The sequence below is a fragment of the Paenibacillus mendelii genome (assembly GCF_024498075.1).
In the GTDB taxonomy this organism is placed as follows: Bacteria; Bacillota; Bacilli; order Paenibacillales; family Paenibacillaceae; genus Paenibacillus_Z; species Paenibacillus_Z mendelii.
This window is the reverse complement of record NZ_JANHOF010000003.1, coordinates 521,040-538,352: the sequence shown is the minus strand read 5'-3', so window position 1 is coordinate 538,352 and position 17,313 is coordinate 521,040. Positions and strand designations below refer to the sequence as shown.

Annotated in this window: 16 protein-coding genes; 2 read left to right on the top strand and 14 right to left on the bottom strand. The window is 51.6% G+C overall.

Features of this window, described 5'->3' with window-relative positions:
* Positions 1-4: 4 nt before the first annotated feature.
* Positions 5-988, bottom strand: a complete 984-nt coding sequence (locus tag NNL21_RS13120) for an HRDC domain-containing protein (protein ID WP_204819425.1) — start codon at positions 986-988, stop codon at positions 5-7.
* A 314-nt stretch (positions 989-1,302) separates the two neighbouring features.
* Here NNL21_RS13120 and NNL21_RS13115 point away from each other — a divergent pair, with 314 nt between their 5' ends.
* Together NNL21_RS13115 and NNL21_RS13110 are read left to right on the top strand one after the other, a co-directional pair.
* Positions 1,303-1,599 carry a DUF3055 domain-containing protein gene (locus NNL21_RS13115; RefSeq protein WP_204819424.1) on the top strand — a complete coding sequence of 99 codons (297 nt, stop codon included), beginning with the start codon at positions 1,303-1,305 and terminating at the stop codon, positions 1,597-1,599.
* 49 nt (positions 1,600-1,648) lie between these two features.
* The gene (locus NNL21_RS13110) at positions 1,649-1,927 is read left to right on the top strand and encodes a hypothetical protein (RefSeq protein ID WP_204819423.1); all 279 of its coding nucleotides are present in this window, start codon (positions 1,649-1,651) and stop codon (positions 1,925-1,927) included.
* 85 nt (positions 1,928-2,012) lie between these two features.
* Here NNL21_RS13110 and NNL21_RS13105 read toward each other — a convergent pair whose 3' ends face one another.
* The 13 genes from NNL21_RS13105 to NNL21_RS13050 all read right to left on the bottom strand — a co-directional run bounded on the left by NNL21_RS13105 (position 2,013) and on the right by NNL21_RS13050 (position 17,277).
* Complete coding sequence (locus tag NNL21_RS13105; protein WP_204819422.1) at positions 2,013-3,413, bottom strand: phosphodiester glycosidase family protein; 1,401 nt, start codon at positions 3,411-3,413, stop codon at positions 2,013-2,015.
* Positions 3,414-3,528: 115 nt separating this feature from the next.
* Complete coding sequence (locus NNL21_RS13100; protein ID WP_204819421.1) at positions 3,529-4,479, bottom strand: ABC transporter ATP-binding protein; 951 nt, start codon at positions 4,477-4,479, stop codon at positions 3,529-3,531.
* A gap of 27 nt (positions 4,480-4,506) precedes the next feature.
* Positions 4,507-7,299 (bottom strand): ABC transporter permease, encoded by a 2,793-nt coding sequence (locus NNL21_RS13095; RefSeq protein WP_204819420.1) that lies wholly within the window; start codon positions 7,297-7,299, stop codon positions 4,507-4,509.
* On the bottom strand, positions 7,299-8,357 hold the full coding sequence (locus tag NNL21_RS13090; protein ID WP_204819419.1) for an efflux RND transporter periplasmic adaptor subunit: 1,059 nt from the start codon (positions 8,355-8,357) through the stop codon (positions 7,299-7,301). The genes NNL21_RS13095 and NNL21_RS13090 overlap by 1 nt, the downstream gene beginning before the upstream one ends.
* A complete protein-coding gene (locus tag NNL21_RS13085; protein ID WP_204819418.1) occupies positions 8,314-9,006 on the bottom strand; it encodes an ABC transporter ATP-binding protein in 693 nt (230 codons plus the stop codon). The genes NNL21_RS13090 and NNL21_RS13085 overlap by 44 nt, the downstream gene beginning before the upstream one ends.
* Entirely contained in the window at positions 9,006-10,481 is a 1,476-nt protein-coding gene (locus NNL21_RS13080; protein ID WP_204819417.1) for an ABC transporter substrate-binding protein, read from the bottom strand. The genes NNL21_RS13085 and NNL21_RS13080 overlap by 1 nt, the downstream gene beginning before the upstream one ends.
* A 187-nt stretch (positions 10,482-10,668) precedes the next feature.
* Positions 10,669-11,973 (bottom strand): sensor histidine kinase, encoded by a 1,305-nt coding sequence (locus NNL21_RS13075; RefSeq protein WP_204819416.1) that lies wholly within the window; start codon positions 11,971-11,973, stop codon positions 10,669-10,671.
* On the bottom strand, positions 11,973-12,650 hold the full coding sequence (locus NNL21_RS13070) for a response regulator transcription factor (protein ID WP_204819415.1): 678 nt from the start codon (positions 12,648-12,650) through the stop codon (positions 11,973-11,975). The genes NNL21_RS13075 and NNL21_RS13070 overlap by 1 nt, the downstream gene beginning before the upstream one ends.
* A gap of 253 nt (positions 12,651-12,903) precedes the next feature.
* Positions 12,904-13,110, bottom strand: coding sequence for a hypothetical protein (locus NNL21_RS13065; RefSeq protein ID WP_204819414.1), 207 nt, complete (start codon positions 13,108-13,110; stop codon positions 12,904-12,906).
* A gap of 311 nt (positions 13,111-13,421) precedes the next feature.
* Positions 13,422-14,534 carry a hypothetical protein gene (locus NNL21_RS13060; RefSeq protein WP_204819413.1) on the bottom strand — a complete coding sequence of 371 codons (1,113 nt, stop codon included), beginning with the start codon at positions 14,532-14,534 and terminating at the stop codon, positions 13,422-13,424.
* A gap of 2 nt (positions 14,535-14,536) precedes the next feature.
* Positions 14,537-14,743 (bottom strand): amidohydrolase family protein, encoded by a 207-nt coding sequence (locus tag NNL21_RS36760; RefSeq protein ID WP_204819637.1) that lies wholly within the window; start codon positions 14,741-14,743, stop codon positions 14,537-14,539.
* A 61-nt stretch (positions 14,744-14,804) separates the two neighbouring features.
* The gene (locus NNL21_RS13055; RefSeq protein ID WP_204819412.1) at positions 14,805-16,004 is read right to left on the bottom strand and encodes a M20 metallopeptidase family protein; all 1,200 of its coding nucleotides are present in this window, start codon (positions 16,002-16,004) and stop codon (positions 14,805-14,807) included.
* 304 nt (positions 16,005-16,308) lie between these two features.
* The gene (locus tag NNL21_RS13050) at positions 16,309-17,277 is read right to left on the bottom strand and encodes a 5'-3' exonuclease (RefSeq protein WP_373567565.1); all 969 of its coding nucleotides are present in this window, start codon (positions 17,275-17,277) and stop codon (positions 16,309-16,311) included.
* Positions 17,278-17,313 lie beyond the last annotated feature (36 nt).

The following is a 17,313-nucleotide window of genomic DNA, read 5'->3' as shown; positions in this document are numbered from 1 at the left end:
ATAATCAGACCGCATCCGGCCTTGCTCTGCGATAACGAAGACGGATAAGCCGCAGACGATCGTAAAGCATATCAAGCGGCTTCCCTTGAACGGAGTCCTCGCCATATACGTTGTAAAGCACAGGCTTTAAATACTTGTCGCCGATGGTTGTGAGCGCATCCCACACAAGCTGCTGCTCCGCTTCGGGCATCTGCTCGAGCTCCAGCTTAATGAGCGGCTCCATATCATAGCCTTCCGTATCGAGCCGTTCGATCCGCTCCATTAAATCCCGGCGCGGAAGCTCCAGCTCATTCTGCAGCTGCTCCAGCGACTTCCCTTCCGATATGGCGCTAAGCAGCTGCCTTTTTTCTTGATGGCGGTCCATCTGCGACTTGTATTTGTTTTCTTTCTGTTTATACAGCCATTGCGTGTACTGCCTTGGATCGATGGCTTCGGCAACCCAATCCAACGGAAACGCTCTCGGTTGTTCGAAGGCACATGTAACCTGAAGGACATCCTCTCCATAATTCGCCTGCTTCGCTTCACCCCAGCCCGGTATTTGCTCCAGCTCTTCCAGCGAATGAGGAACATAAGCGCTAATCATCCACAAGATCCGGTTCGTAGCGACCAAATAGGCAGACTTCTTATCGGACACCGCCCTTGCACGGCGCCAGTCCCGGAGAGCATCGAACAGCGCCGCATTCGAATTCATTTCGCCGAAGCATTGCATCATCGAGTAGGTGCTGCCCATCCCGGTTGAGCTCCGGCGTTCATCCAGTATTCCATCCAGAAGCGGCGAATAGCCTTCACCCATCTTCACTGCTGCACCATGCCTGAATGAAGCTAACATCTCCTCCCACGAACCGCCCTCAAACCAGATAGCCTCCTCGCTCTCTACCGTCCAAATAACAGACCATACTCCCTCATCCTCGCATATAGATAGCTGTCCCTGCTGAGCTGTCCTTCCTTCCATCACTTTCTCGAATGTGTTTAAAAATACTACTTGCATCCTTGCACCTCCATAGTTGTCGTTTTTTCATATCGACCGACTGAACGAGAGGCAGAACGTCAATAAACACAAAAAAAGCACCCCTTAAGCCGTTTCCGGCATTAAGAGGTGCTTCCTCAACGTTCAGTATTTCGATTGCTCACATCATAGCATAGGTACAGATCGATGACAAGGGGAACAAAGCCGTTTATAGCTCATATAACAAGTTGCCCAATTCTGCAGTCGAATGCTATGATACTTGGCAAAAGCGTATATGCAGTCGGCTCTTATTTGTCTTCATGAGCATATGCACAAAACTTTGTAGGAGGATCTATATGCTGCTGCCTGATTATGATTTCATGTCGGATACGACAGAAGATACGACAACCCGCTTCGTAACGTTTATTACACCGGGTATGGCACGCTTTGATCTTGCCGTTACCTCGACACACCGGTTCTACGGCAAGAAGCTGGTCACTGATCTGCAGAGCGGCCGCACCGCTATTATCGGACCGGACGATCTCGAGGAAGAAGGCTATCTGGAGCATACGTTCAAGTTATCCGAAGAGGAAGCAATGGAGCTGGGACAATTCCTAACCCTCGTCGTAGGAACGGTGAATTTTACCGATTGATCGGGGCACACTGAAACGGTAATCCAATACTGTTACAGGAGGGACAACGATGAACGGGTTTATCCCCGAAAACCGCCAGCCATACACGGACCTATCTACAGTCGAATCTCAGCGCAACGATCTCACGGCCGAAGAATTTCCGGAAGGACCCTATGGCTCCGATCTTCATTCGGAGAAGACCGGTAAGAGCAAGCCATGGCGGATCGATCAGAGACCGTCCAATCGTTTCGATTACGAAAACCGCGAGCTGCATGCCGGACTGGAAAGAGGTTATCCCGGCGATAGCGGTTACGGTAACGCCATTCCAGATGCACTGGACGAACCGTAATTGTTCACCTGTAATCAAAGAACCGTCAGGGCATCGCTTCTGCCCTGACGGTTCTTTGATTTGCTCCGAACACCTTAACGTGCGGCTACCACTTTAACTTTTCACCGAACAGCAGCGCATTGCTAAGCTGACGACCCGGTGAAGTCACCGTTTTTCCCTTGAACCATAGGCCCGAAGATGCACCGCCGTCCAGGTTCATCGCCTGATAAGCGCCTAGGCTGACCATGAGCTGTGCCCACTGCTGCATGGTCGCACCCGATACGGTCGCGAGAACGATAGAACCGTCTTTGCGAAGCGCGATACCGCTCCGGGCACCGGCACTTTTCAATATCTTCTCGTCCTTGAAGCCCTCTGCCGCCGCATTCAGCGTAACCTTACCGTCTTTAACGAGCCGCGGCCCCGCTCCAATTGCCGTATGAACCTGACTCCAATCCACCTTTTTACCGTCCATATTCGTCATCTTAAGCACATAGGATACGACAGATCCAATCTGGAACCGGGCAGCTTGCCCCTGCTCCTTGCCTTGAAATACGAGGACGAAGCCATCTTTGGGAATAACGACGTTCTCGCCTGCTGCGATTCGCGTAACGACACCCTTGGAAACCACGACTGCCTTACTTGCGGCAAACCCGATCCGCTCTCCTCGCTTAGGGGTGAATAAAGTCGCCGTTGTCGCGCCTGCCGCCGGAGTACGGTTCATGAAATAAGCGTACCAGCTTACGCTGCCCGTTTTTCCCGCGGTCTTGCCATCTATCAGCAGACGGAGCGTGTCCATCAGAACACTGCCATCCCACTGGAATCCGATCGTTGTGCCGGTATTGCCGATATGCTCCGCCATACCATCGCTGATGACTGTGCCGTATGGATCCGGCGGCCCCCCATAAGCCTCGAAGAATGTCCCGTTAATCGCGACATCTGCCTGATAGGCCGCAGCTATAGAAGAAAGATAGGCAGTCGCGCCCACTCTTCGCTCAGCCAGGCCTGCCGTGACGGGCATTCCCTTGGGAATCGTCACCGTCCGTACCGTGAACGTTTTCCCCGATACCGTCAGCTTCCGGTCCGATAAGGTCGGCTGGAACGCACGCTTTACCGGTTTATATGCGGTAACGTGAATGGGCAGCTTAAGCTGTCCGCTGTAGCCTTCTGCTGCGACATCGATGGTTAATACCGTTGATCCGACCTTCAGCGGCATAATAACGCCCTTCGCATTTACTTTCGCTACCGCCGCGTTACCGACCTGATACGATAGCGCGACAGGTGCTGACATGGTCAGTTTATTCCCGAGCACCATGCGCGATCCTAGTGGTAAATCAATTGAAGCGGATGGATACGTAAGCTTGACCGGTTCCTTCAAGACCCGCGCTTCCTCCGCAGACGCAATATGCTCGTTGTTGATTCCTCCGCCATAACCCATCCATCCGGCAGTTCCAAGCCATACCACCATTATGCTCATCGTCAGGCAGGCCATTCGTAATTTCCAATTCATAGATGCCCATTCTCCATTCCCATCAAATCATAGTTATACCGATAGTTTCGGTATTTCAGCCTATAATCTGAAGATCCTCTAGAGAATGGATCTGTTGGTCCGGATTATGCGCTTGCTAGAAATCCTCCTTGCTCCGCTCTTCTACGATCTGGACAGGTGAATCACCGGTTTCCTCCGGCGGGCTGATGATGACCCGTCTGCCATCGAATTCAAGCACCGCTTTCCCGCTTACTTTCATTTCATCTAAGTATACTTGAGGGATCTGCAGCCGGCCAACGCGGTCAATCACCACAAATTCTTCATGCTGCGCTCCGAACCCGGGGCTTGAAGAATCTATTGGCGCCGTAGAAGAAGCATCATCGGCCATATTCGCTCCGGTGGCATCCGCGTCCCGCTTGACCCACTCCGTACTGGTCAAACCATCCCGGATGGCCACTACACGGTCCACCTTGTCGGCAACCGAGAGATCATGAGTGACGATTACGATTGTCACGCCCATTTCCCGGTTGAGCCTTCGGAAGATATCTAGAATTTGTTCTCCCGTTGCGCTGTCTACGGAGCCGGTCGGTTCATCGGCCAGAATAAGAAGCGGACGGTTGGACAGCGCAATGGCGATTGCGACCCTTTGCTGCTCGCCACCGCTGAGCTGCGTCAGCCGGCTGCCCATCCGATGCTCCAAGCCAACCGCGGCAAGCAGCTGCTTGGCATAGACGCGGTCCGCTTTCCCTTTGATGAGCATCGGCAGCTCGACATTCTGAAGCGCGGTGAGGTAGGGCACCAGATTCCGCCCATTATTTTGCCAGATAAAACCGACGGTCCTGCGTTTGTATTCGATGAGATGCTCCTTCGACATCTTGAGCAAATTCCAAGGACCTACGACCGCTTGGCCGGCAGAGGGCCGGTCTAACCCGCCCAGAATGTTCAACAGCGTAGATTTGCCGCTCCCGCTGTTACCGATGATCGCCATCATCTCGCCCTGTTCCACCGTCATGTTCAAGCCCTGAAGCGCAACGACCTCTATGTCGTCGGTTTTATATATTTTCACCAGACCTTCGCAATGAATCATCGCATGGCCTCCATCTCCATGTTGTTCTTATCGTTCTTCACCCAGCTTAACGGCCTGCGAGATTCGCAGACGCCGAAGCTGCAGGATGAGCAAGCACGCACCTGCCGCTAGCATGATGCCGGTAGCCATGTACAGCTTAAGCGTATCCTCCGCTTCGAACACGATCCGAAACGGCGGCACCTGCCTTGTTCCTTCCACGCTTCCGTCCTGCAGGAACGGCAGAAATAGCCGGCTTGCCAATGTACCAAGACCAATTCCCGCCGCGACTGATAAACCCGTCGTGAACAGCTGCTCGAGCAGCAGCATTCCGGTTAATTGACTGCGTGAGAGTCCCATAGCCCTTAATATGCCGAACTGGACAACCCGGCGCGATAGAGTGAAGAACCAGAAAATCAGATAACCCAGAAGCGATACGAGCAGGGAGATGAGGAATCCGAGGCTTAGTATGCCGAAGACGCCGCCTTGCGCGGGGTGATTGCGCCGCTCGATGAGTTCTCCGCGGGCATCCTCCGCGGAAGCAACTGTTATGCCGCGCTCCGCCAGTATCTCAAGAACGGGCGTAAGCTTCGCGCCGTCTTCCATCTTCATCCATATTTCATATGGAATTTTCTCCATTTGCTGATACAGATAATCCAAATTGGCCACAAAGAACGGCGACTCTCCCGGGTACTGGCTTGGCCAGTAGGGTACAATTCCAACCACTGCTAATTCCACCACCGCTTTGTCATAGCCTATCGTGATTCGCAGCGGATCGCCGACCTTCAATCCGTATTGCTCCGCGAATCCAGCAGATATCAGCACCGCTTGCTCCGTTGCACCCAGAGCATTGAGATACTCGTAAGGGTGGATCGGATAAAGGTCGTCACGAAACCAAGCCGTCTTAGCGAACTGCGCGTTGTCGATGCCGACGACCTGCCCCATGCCGACCGTCTTGCCGCTAATCTCCACTTTGCCGGTCGCCTTCATGACCCGAGTGGCAGCCTTTACCCCTTCTAATTGCGAATAAGCTTGGAAGGAGGGCTCATTGTAGTAGACCTTGTTCTCATCGTTCTCATCCTGAACCCCTTCCCAAGCCGCCTTCAGTACAACGTCGCTGCCATATTGATAGCTCGTGCGATCCGACGCATTAACATCCATTGTCCGTGCAGCCGATGCATTGTAGACCCCAAGCCCAATCGTAATAATCAATAGAATCATAAGCGGATAGAACGATACCGCCGAGCGGGACAGCTGCGTCAAGGTGACATACATCGTTACCGGCATGCGATTCTTCATTAGCGCATTCCAGGAACGGAGCAGCATCGGGAACAACCGAAGACACAGCAAGCCCGAGGCGAATAAGAACAATGCCGGGATAACGAAGATGAACGGCTGAATCTGCGCTGCTTCCCCGCTCTGGCCAGTTGAAGAAATTTGACCGTTGTCCAGCAGGTACCAGCCCGCTGCGACTGCAGCCAGCAGCGCGACATCCAAGTACAGCCGCTGCCAGAGCGGATTTCTGCCGCTGCGGGCCCGCTGCTGGGCATGCTGTACGATTGAGGCCTCCGCGTACTTTCGGATCGGCGCTGTCGTGGCTATTACGGCGAGCATCGTTGCAGCGCCTCCGAATAGCCAGACGGCTCTGTTCCATCCGACCGGGATCGACTTGCGGCCGACGAAGGAGAGGAACCCGCTGGAGGAACCTATCGTCTTGGCCATAAACCAAGCCAGTCCAAGTCCAATCAGCAGGGCCGCGCCTCCCAGCAGAGCAGCTTCGATGAAATAGAGCGCGGTGATTTGCCTTGGACTCGCCCCTCTGCTGTGCAGCACAGCAATATCGCTTCTCTGGCGGTCAAGCGCTTGCTTCGCGTTCAAGGTAATAAAATACAGCACCATCGCGAGAACCGGTGCAGCGAGCGCGAATAGCATCGCCTGCAGCAGGACGCTCTGGCGATTGAATTCGCGGAGCATGTCTATGAACGTTAAGTTAACCTTGGTGTTCTCCAGCATCTGGTGCAGATTGATCTCCAGCCGCTGCAGCTCGCCGATGAGCGGCGCAAGATCGGCGATTCGAATCTCTTTCAGATCGAAAGCATAGAACCAGTCGGCTGAATCCAATACGAATTGCTTCTCCTTGATCAACGTGTCTGTCATCGTCCCGCGGCCGATGAGCAAGGTATCGGCCAATTGTTCTTTTCCGTTGATCGCCCAGCTTAGATCGGTTTCCTCTTTCAATTTATACGTGCCGGCTATTCGCACGGTCAGCCGCTTGGTCAGCCCATCCGCATTCTTGGCGTCATAATAGAAGGTATCGCCGATCCTCCAGCCGTTTCGGGTTAACGTCTCGCTCAGCACAAGAGCTTCAACGGATCCTTGCTGAATACCGTCCCGAGGCAGCTTCCCTTCCACGATCTCAATTCGATCCGTCATTCCGTTTTGCGCGGCAAGCTCCATGCGAACTAACCGGCTGGAGGAGCTTCCAGCGCCTGTTTGGGCGGATCGCACCGTAGATGCCGCAAGGCTCATTCGGCTGGAAGTGGCGTCAACCGGAAATCCGATGCGGTCGGGAAGCTCCCCGGTCATCCAGCGATCCGTCTCCCCGAGCCCGTCTAAGTCGGTACCCTCCTTGCCGCCTGACTGAAATTTGATATAGAGAGATGCTGCGGGCAGTCCTTTCGTCTCTTCCTGAAGAGACTTCGCGACAAGCCGCTTCAATGTGCCGTCGGCATACATCGGAATACTCATCGCGAATGCCGCCGCTACTGTCAGCCCAAGCATCGTAGTGAGCGTAAACCAGCGATTTTGCCACATTTTCAGGAGAAGATAGACGATGATCCGCATTATTTCCCCACGACCTTCTGGCCTTCCTCAAGCCCTTTAATGATTTCTACATCCGTGGCCGTCTGTACGCCTGTTTCCACGTCTACCTCACCCTTGCTGCCGTCGCTATTCGATACGAGCACATAGCTGCGGTTGTTCTGCTTCCGAAGCGCCGCAATTGGAATATACAGCGCTTTCTCCCTTCGTTCGATGATGACGGAAGCGGATAGCGGCGTTCCGTGCTGGACGTTCGCGGGCATCTTCTTCAGATCGATCAGGGCATACGAATCAAGGGAGTCGGCTTCCTCCTGCTCGGTGCTTACCGGCAGCCTTCTTACCGTACCCGCATGGTCGCCGGCCGTGTTGATCCCCACCACCGTTTCCATCCCCGGCGCAATATTCTTCAGATCATTCGAGCTGAATTGAACCGCCACGACGAGGGCGTCCATATCCGCAATTTGACCTACCTTCTCATATGACTTCGCCATATCGCCTTTCTTGGCCGAGAAGCTGACTATTGTGCCGCTGTAGGGAGCGGTCAGCTTCGAATTGGCAAGCTCGCTCCGCAATTCTGCCAGCTCTTCCTTCTGCAATTTATATTCAAGCTCTTGTTTACGAAGCAGAATCTCATTGTCTCCAGACGCTTCGCGAAGCAAATCCTTCAAATCGAGCTCGGTCTTCTCCAATTCAATTTCCTTACGGAGGATTTGATTCTTCCTATCTCCCGTATCGAGCTCGGCCAGCACCTGCCCCTTCTTCACCTTATCTCCAGCCTTCACATAAACATCCGTAATTCGGCGGTTGTCATCCGTAAAAAATAGAATTTCCTCCCGCTCGGACATCAGCTTGCCGGATCCGCTCACTTTGGTCTCCAAGGTACCGCGCTTAACCGGATACTCCGGTTTCTGCGATATTTTAGGAATCTGAATCGTCGGCAGCTTCTCGACTTCTTCTTCCTGCGGAAGTATGGAACAACCGGCGATGAGCGACACGCTCACCGCCGCAGCTAAGAGCCGCCCAGCTGCTCCCTTCCTTCTACTGCGTAACGATCCGGCCATCAACCATTTGATAGACAACATCTGCCGCCCCCCATAAAGTAGAATCATGTGTGGTCATGCAGATCGCAATTCCTTCTGCTTCCACGATATCTCGAAATATCGCGATAATATGTGCCGCCATCTGTGAATCGAGCTCTGCCGTCGGCTCGTCCGCCAGCAGGAGATGCGGCCGGTGAGCCATTGCTTTGGCAATGGCAACCCGCTGCTGCTCGCCTCCGGATAGCTCGGACGGACGATGGTGCATCCGTTTGGTTAAGCCTACAAGCTCCAGGCAGCGGGCCACTCTCTCTTTCCATTGGGTCCTCGATGTACCTGCCATTCGCAAGCTAAGCTCGACATTCTCCCATGCCGTAAGCAGCGGCAGCAGGGCGTATGATTGGAAGATATACCCGATCTCCTGCCTGCGTATGACCGTTAACTGCCTGTCGCTCCACTGATGCAGGGCCCGATTCTTAAACAACACTTCCCCCGCTGACGGGCGATCGAGACCTCCGAGTAAGTTAAGCAGCGTTGTCTTCCCCGAGCCCGAACGTCCCCGAAGCATTGTCAGCGCACCGGATGGAACCGACATATCGATCCCTCTCAACACATCGACCCGTCCTCCGCCGCTCCAGAAGCTTCGATGCACATTCCGCACCTCGAGGAAAGACTCATCCTTCACCTGAGCCATTATCCCTGTCCAGCCTCCACGTTCGCTTTCGTAAGGAGGTTCTGCCCTTGCGTTTGGATCGCCTTGAGGGCATCGTCTACGGATTGCGCCCCTTCCACCACCTTCTTGATCTGCCCGGATGCCAGCTGTGCGAAAGAATCTGCGAAGCCTTCAGGCAGTGTTTGCAGCAGAATTTGCGAATTAGCTCCCAGGGAATAGAAGGCGTCCAGGTTTTTCCCTTCCATCGTTTTCTTGAAAGCGGTTCTGGACGATAACGAAGGGGATGACATGGAGCCCGTCTTGGCCAGCTGCTCGCCATTGGCATACTTCACAAACTCCCAGGCTGCGGGCAAGCTTTCGGATGTAGCATTAATTGAGAATACGCTCTCTAGACTCATGCTACCCGTTACATCAGGCTGAGAGGGATCGACGGGAATCGTCACGACATCCCAATTGATATCCTTGAATGGGCTCTCGACCTTACCTCCAGAGCCTGAGCTTTTACTACTCTCCGCCGCCACGGCACCTCCGCCCATTTTCATATTCATTCCCATAAAGTTCATAATCATAGGACCGTCGATGGTCATCGCGGCTTGACCGGACATGAACCGCATGGAGTCTCCTCCGATTCGAACCGTCATTTTACCGCCCATACTGCGCATCGTTGCTGCTCCCCCCGCGCCCCCGCCATCGGATGGCATCGAAATGCTGCCTGATTTGTAGCCGTCGATGACCGATTGGAAGATCGCCTTCCATTCCGGCGACTCGATCGAAACCGTCCCGGCATCCGAATCCGCATATATCAGCCCTTTAGCTTGGCCAATTGTACGGATCAGCTCAAACAGGTCAGACGTCTGGGAGGATTGGAACAGGCCATTCAAGGCGTCGTCTTCGTCCTTCTTAACAGGGAAGCGCGCTGCCAGCTGCAGCACCTCATCCCAGCTCATGCCATCCGTCGGATACGGAATGCCATATTGATCGAACATGTCTTTGTTATAATAGAGCGCTTGACTGGAGAAATTCGGGCTTAGCCCGTACAGCTTGCCGCCTCCCCTTGCTTTGAGCAGCTCGATGACAGAGGGCAGGAAGCCGTCCAGGTCGAACTGATCCTGTTTGACGACGGCATCCAGGTCATACAACAGCCCCTTCTTCGCAAGCTCGGCATACTGCTCTTCCGTCAAGTATATCGCATCCGGCTGCTGCTCCTGGAGAAGCTTCTCCATCTCGGCCACCGGGTCCTCGGCATTAAACACCGATTCCGTCGAGACGACCTCCAATTGGATATTGGGGTACATCGCTTGAAACGCATTGCCATATTGCATATAAAAGGCCTCTTCGTTAAAATAAGCGACCTTCAGCGATCCCTTGTCCTCTCTGTCCAAGCCGCTTAATGCCGCTTCCTCCTTGCCGCCCGACGAAGTGCATGCCGACAGCGCAACCACCCACACAAGAGCCCATGTCAACAGCCCCGATTTTCTCATCCCATTCTTCCTCACTCGATCACCCTCCGCGTTTAATAGATTTCTTCCCAAGTATGGTGGCGGATCTTTAGAAATCGGTTAGAGAAGCTGAATGTTTGCTTAAAATTTCGTGAGCAGAGCATAAAAAAAGACAGTCCAGGATAAATCCCTGACTGTCTGCAGTGTCGGCAAGGGTCAAAGCCCTTCACATTCTGGCTGCACATTATATCGGCAATGTGATATAAACACGTGTACCGATTAAGGGCTTGCTCTCCAGCCGGATCTTGCCGCCATGCCGTTCCACGATCCACTTGGCGATCGCGAGGCCCAAGCCGGTACCGCCTTCCTGCCTCGTTCGGGCTTTATCGCCGCGGTAGAACCGATCGAAGACATGCGGTAAATTATCGGCTGAGATCCCGACTCCAGTATCCTCCACCTCGAGCTGCACGGAGTGAGCGAACTTGCTGCAGATCACACGGACAACGCCGCCTTCGGGCGTATATTTGATCGCATTATCGAGCACGGTCACAAGCAGCTGATGAAGGCGCTCCTCATCCGCTTCCATCGGGATGGGCGAGTCGATTTCGGTATGTAATATAATGTCCTTCAGCTCGGCCAGCATCTGCATCTTATTCACGCTCTCTTGAACAATCCGGTCAAATTGGATTGGCTTCCGTTCCAGCTCCAGCTGGTTCGAGTCCGTACGAGCCAATGTCAGAAGACCGCCGACCAGCTTGCTCATTCGCCGGGCTTCCTGCAGGACGTTGGAGATATGCCTGCTGTCCTGCTCGATCGTATGATCGGGGTGACGCAGCAAGAGCTCCGTATGCGCTTGAATAACAGCAAGGGGGGTCCGCAGCTCATGAGAGGCATCCGAGACAAACTGCTGCTGCTTCTCAAGGGCGCGGCGGATCGGAATAAGCGCTCGATTCGCCAAGTAAAATCCGGCTGCAACTGCGGCAATCAGCCCCACGCTTCCACCGAACAATAGAATATTGCGCAGCTGATGCAGCATGTCTATTTCCGCGGAAACATTGCTGAGCAGCTGCTGCGTCGTGATCTGGTAGGAGGTTCCGTCGATGCCGTTCACTGCCGAGATGCCGGGATTATCCACATTCAATACGCGAAAATATTGATTGTTCACCTTGACGGTTTCCGGTGAAGAGCCGAACCGTTTCGGCTGGAGCAGCTTCAGGTTCTCTTCGCTAAACTCCTTACTGCCTAACATCGGAACGGTCTGATCATTCTGTGTCCAATACAGCTGGATAATCGGCCGATCCATCTGGCCTATGCGATAGATTACGCTTTTCATACTCGATAGGATAGAGGCAGCGGAGGTGGTAGAACTGGCGGCCATGCCAGGGACGGTCATGACCACTTGATCTCTGAAATTCGTGATGGATAGATCGATTTGAGCAAATAGCATTTTCTTCATGATAAGAAAGACGGACACATTTAACGTTATCAGAATGACGAACAGAACCGCGGCATTGCGGATCGTCAGTTGCACACGAATACGATTGAACATCAGCTTTTCTCCTTTAACATGTAACCGACTCCGCGAATCGTATGGATATAGCGGTCGCATCCCGAAGGGGCTAGTTTCTTGCGCAAGTAATGGACATAGACATCGACCACTCCCAAGCCCGCTTCGGAGTCTATCCCCCACACCCGATCAAGCAGCTGATTTTTCGTCAGAATCTGCTCCCGATTAAGCAGCAGATACTCCAACAGCTCATATTCTTTTAACGTTAGCTTCAGCGGTCCACCGTTCACATAACCCTCCATGAAGGAACATTTCACTGTAAGCTGTCCATATTGGAGTTCTCCGTCCGGCGCGCCGAGAGAAAGTCGGCGCAGCAGCACCCTGATCCGTGCCAGCAGCTCCGGCGTCGCAAAGGGCTTGACCAGATAATCGTCTGCGCCGCCATCCAGCCCCTTCACGCGATCCTCCACGCTGTCACGCGCCGTAAGCAGGAGGATCGGTATCTTAATCCCTTGCGCCCTCAGCTCACTTAGAACAGCCAATCCGCCCATACCGGGCAGCATGACGTCCAGCACGATCAGGTCATGGACTCGCTGCTGCGCGAAATACAATCCATCTGAGCCATTATCCGCCTCATCCACTTGGTACGCTTCTTCCTTCAACAGCGTCGTCACCGCATCGAGCAGCGGACGGTCATCTTCGATCACTAAAATTCTCAATTGATCTGCCCCTTTAAGTCAGGCTCATTCACGTATATAGCCAGCAGACCTATTCTAATTGACGAACCTTAACGAATGATTAGAGGCGGATGAAGCCTTCCTTAAGTGCGGTCAATATCATTCCTAGCTTCGCATCGTATCGGATCGTGTTAACTCCAAGCACAAAAAAGAGAGTCACTGGGAGTTCCCAAGACTCTTCTTCGGATCAGTATTTTAAGAGATCAGCGAGTTTCTTACAAATGACAAGGCCCTATCACAAATCCATTCTATCATAAATTCTTATGATCCATATTATGGCATATTTCAAGCTACGCAGAGCGGAATAGGGAGAATGGTCGATTTCGACAGTTAGCCAACCCGCATAACCGATTTCATTCAAGCCGTCGATGAAAGGAGGGAAATCGATCACTCCAAGCCCAAGCTCGCAAAAATCAGGCAAAGCTTCATTGCCCAGCAGCATAGGTGAGCTTCGATATTCGGATCTTTAGGTGCCAGATCCTTCAGATGAACATAGGCGACCCGCTCCTTATGTCAACGAATTAGACTGGCCACATCCATACCAGCCCCCGTCAAATGTGCTGTGTTGGGTGCGAAGAACACTTCTGACGGCTACATGACCTTTTAATGCATTCATGTTTTTCATCTCCCCATCAAATGTTCCTGCACATGCAAATCTAAGCCTTCTACGCAAATGCCGCTTTCACTCCGCCCTCCTTCATCGCACATATCCCTCCCTAATTAGGTATAAACATCTCCAACCCTGATAGCTAATTAATATTTCACACGTAAATGCGGAGTTACGACTTCCTCTTTATGGTGTATAGCCTTCATCAAGGCGTCTAATGCTCCACTCGTTAAATAAGAACGTTCAACCGGAAATGGAGGTCGGGAGGTATGAAAGAATTTTTCAATCTCCAACACTAATATCCCAAAATGAATATATGGTTTTCCAGGCTGCAAGTAAAATTCCGTACAAAAAGGCTCTGAATCTTCATACATCTGACTAGCACATGCAAAGTCACGCACTTCTTGCTCTGCATACAGCATGCCTGTTCTTAAACCATCCACATAATCCACTTCGAAGAAGAGGGGATGAGTCAAGCTGTATGGCATTTTCTCTATATCGATTAGATTGATAAATGAACCGAGACTTCTATATAATTGACCCCACTCTGCTCCTAGCAGCTTCTCACGGGCTGCCTCACCCTCATACGCTCTCACAGCAGTAATTCCACTTTCTCCACAAGCTCGATTCTCAGCTAGAGATTGCATCATTTCTAGCGTGTGATACGTATATCTCTCTACATCGCCATAAGCAAACCCGAACATTTTATGTAGTGGAGCTCCATTGGGATGCGGCTGACTTGCCGGATATTGATGTGCAAAAGGAACAACAGAGCTTGAGAAGAACGGGATATGATGCTGCTTAATTTGCTTATATACCCACTTGACATCTTCTCCCGTAACAGCAAAGCCCTTATCGGAATAAATAGGAACGATATGATTGTTCTCCACCATGACAGTTAAGCAAGCTTCAAAAAACGCCCGTCTAGGATAAAGAATTTGGCCAATTTCATTAGTCGGATAATCGCCATGTTCGCCTATAATAATGATCCCGTCAAGATCAAAAGCCTTGCCGCCACACTTCAATGCATCCTCGATCGTTCCATACAAAGGAATGTTATGCTTTGCAGCCAAATCACGGCTTATATCATTCTCAGGAAATTTATCCACGTACATCGAAACAATATCAATAGTAGACGTGTATTGGCGCCCATCCATCGTGAACCCCTCAAGCATTTTCGTAATAATCACATCCGCATGCGAAATGTCCCAATACTCCGTAATAATGGCCGCTATCCGTTTTTTTGTCATTGTTTGCATCGTTATCCCCGCTTCCCGTAATAAGTATATTTGGATGGAACAAAACTCTTCAACAATCGCCATGCATTCAGGCCCAGTACCTTTTCTTTCATTTCTTCGGAAACGCGGGAATACAGAATGCTGCCGATATCCCAGGTCAAGCTATTGAATGCAGCATCACTGGAGAACAGCAGCTTATCTGGATTCGCTTCGGCAAAACAATACCTAATAACCGCTAATGAGCCACTCGGTTATAGAGGATCTATCAACTGAAAAGGAGGGGCATAAGAGCTATTCGCTCCTGCACCCCTCGAATGCGAGTCGATGGATGGCTATTCCTGCAAACATGGCCGCTCCAACAGCGAGACAGGATTCGTCCACGTTCAGCTTGGAGCTATGCAGCCCGAATGCTCGTTCCGGATTTTCTTGAGGGCCAGAACCAAGCCAGAAGAAGCAGCCTTTGCTTAGATTCATAAGTTCGGCAAAATCTTCGCCATACGTGAAAGGAACGATGCTTTGACAAGCCTCTGCTCCGAAAAGCTCAGCAGCAATCTCCCGAACATGGCTCGTACAAGCCTCATCATTGTCTACTTCCCTCACTTGTTCGATATAAGTTAATTGTGCCGTGCAGCGATAAGCGCGGCAAATATCTTCGATAATTCGTTTCAGCCGCTCAGGCATTGATCGTCTAACCTCGGGATCCATCGTACGGATTGTTCCCGTTAGTTCTACATCGTCAGGAATGATGTTGTTTGCGGTTCCCCCATGAATCGTGCCCAGCGAAACGACTGCAGCTTGATGTGGAGCGATTTCCCTGCTAACAATTTGTTGAAGCCCCATCACGACAGCCGATGAAGCGACAATCGGGTCACAACAAGCATCCGGATACCCGCCGTGTCCGCCTTTACCGATAATGCGTATTTCGATTCGATCAATTGCAGCCATCAGCACGCCAGATTTTACGGCTATCTTACCCGCTGTGAGGGAAGGAAGATTATGCAAGCCGTAAATTTCATCCACACCTTCCATAGCGCCATCCTTTATCATTGCAACCGCACCAGCTAATATCTCTTCCGCTGATTGAAAGAGAAAACGGACCGATCCTGACAGCCGGTCCCTCCGCCCTGCTATCAATTCGGCAGCCCCCAATAAAATTGCGGTATGGGCATCATGGCCGCAGGCGTGCATCACTCCGGGTGTAGTAGAAGCGAATGGCAGCCCCGTTTGCTCGTCAATTGGAAGCGCATCCATATCTGCTCTTAACGCGATTCGTTTCCCCGGACGGCTTCCATGAAGTTCACCAACGACTCCATAACCGCCAATATTCGTATGAACCTCCATTCCAAGCGCTTTCAATTTGTCAGCCACGATACCCGCAGTTCTAGACTCCTTAAAGCTAAGCTCTGGATTTAAATGAAAATCGCGGCGTGCTTCGATCATACTTCGTTCGATTTCCTTAGCATCGGTCCTTATCTGATGATGACGATCCATTATAATCTCCTCTTTTCTAATGGTCGTATGACGTTGCAATCTCCATCCTTGTTAACAGCCGTCCTATTAACATAATCAATAATAACAGAGTTAGTTTTTGTTGAATTTGTCAAAAAACTAATCTTCCTATCGTTTCTTTTGTGGTCATACACAATCGGTTCTCCGCCATCCATACGGTCACTGGCCTAATAAAATGCACCCCTATAGAATTTCATCGGAGTACCATTTTCCAATGTCTATTCTAAGGGGTGCACTTCAATTTATTGAACCGGGATCTTCTGCCTTACTCTGTCGTTCTGCCAGGTTAGGATTCTTCTCTTGAAGCCGCTGCTTCTTGTACGGCAAGTGAGAACAGGTCCATCTCCTCTTCCACTGCTTCTTCAATGACTTCCTCGATTTCTCCCAGGATCTTGACGAGTCCGCCAAACTCCAGCTCTTCGAACTTTCTCGCCGCAGCCTCACGCTGCAGGTTCCAGAGACACTCTGTCAGGCTGCACGAGATGGGTACATCAAGCCGGATTCGAGCCAAATCCCGTGACAGATGGAGCATGTCCAGATTGGCTGAGATTTTGGCCTGGATGCTCTTGGGAAGCTGGTCCAGACACGCCAAGCAGCCCTCGATAGATTGATATTCAAGAATCAGCTTAAGCGCCGTCTTCTCGCCAATCCCTTTCACACCCGGATAATTATCGGCGGTGTCCCCCATGAATCCCTTCATATCAATGACCTGCAGCGGCGTTAATTGTTTCTCGGCCAGCAAGGTTTCGAGGTCATAGACCGCGTAATTGGATCTGCCTTTTTTCATAATAACGACTTTGACCCGTTCGGTAATCAATTGAAGCATATCATGGTCACCTGTCAGTATGTAAACTTCCGAGTCTGTTCCCAGCTGCGCAGACAAAGTACCGATGCAATCGTCTGCTTCGTAGCCGACGATTCCAACATTCGGAACGCCCATTTCAGCTACGACCTCTTTCACTAGATCAAATTGCGGAATAAGCTCTAACGGGGCTTCCATACGATTTTGTTTATACTCCGAGAAGCTCTCATTACGGAATGTACTGCTCCCCATATCCCAGCAGCATATCACATGTGTTGGTTTAAACGTTTGGACGGCATCAAAAAAATATTGAATGAAGCCGTACACGGCGTTTGTTGGCAGTCCAGCTTTCGTCTTGCGAATATATCCGGTATAAGATGTTCCATAGAAAGCTCGAAACAATAATGCCATTCCATCTACGATCAATACTCTATTATTCGGTGAATCCTTCATAGTTTCCATTGGGCCGTTCAGTTCGGTCACGGGTAA